This window comes from Vibrio sp. YT-19(2023), assembly GCF_033337395.1.
The window spans coordinates 1-707 of sequence record NZ_JAWOQN010000481.1 but is presented as its reverse complement, the minus strand read 5'-3'; the positions used below and the strand labels follow the sequence as shown (position 1 = coordinate 707).

At 45.1% G+C, this 707-nt stretch carries 1 protein-coding gene and 1 pseudogene; one reads left to right on the top strand and one right to left on the bottom strand.

From position 1 onward, the window contains the following. Positions 1 to 380 (bottom strand): annotated as a pseudogene (locus R7E78_RS26650) (hybrid sensor histidine kinase/response regulator); the annotation flags it as partial. 68 nt (positions 381 to 448) lie between these two features. On the opposite strand from R7E78_RS26650, the gene R7E78_RS26645 reads away from it, so the two are divergent. Next, a partial coding sequence (locus tag R7E78_RS26645; protein WP_411913775.1) for a transporter substrate-binding domain-containing protein occupies positions 449 to 707 on the top strand: 259 nt, incomplete at its 3' end.

Here is a 707-nt window from a genome sequence, read left to right as displayed (position 1 = left end):
AACGTTTTTTCCCCCACACTAAACTGCATCGGCCAACGCCTCTCAACCACATCTTGCTTGATTTCTGTTCCGAGCTCGATGATAACTTCGTCTTTGGTAGCAATCCGTAGGTAATCCACCGATGGCAAACGCATCGCTCCCAGCGCTTGGGTGAGTAACAGTTCACGGTCTTCAACCCACAAACTGGCTGAAAAGCTGGAGAGGTAGCTCGACTCCACTTGTTTTAAGTCGGTGTCGAGATGGGACAACTCTTCTTGAAAATCACGATATAAACTGATGGCAGAAATGACTAACGTAAAGATCAAACTCAACGTTAAAACCGCCAGCATAAGCTGGTTACCGATACTAAACCGGCGTTGAGTTCGCTCTTTTACATCCATATGAAATCACTCCGATAATCTTGCGCTACTCTAAATATAGTCGTGAGCAAATAATAATCGAGGATAGGATGAAAGGACTTCTACGTGTATTGGCTTTTAGTTGTATGGCTGTCAGTGCTGCGACCGCCGCTGAAGAGGTGAATTATTACGTTATCGCCGACCAAGCAAGGCCATTTCAAATCGAACAACAAGGACAACAACACGCCGGGATCGTGACGGATATTGTCAACGCGATTTTTGCCAACTCAGATTATAAGGTGAATTTTCACACCTATCCGTTTAAGCGCATGATTTCATTATTAGAAGCGGGTGGGGAAGAAAACTGGC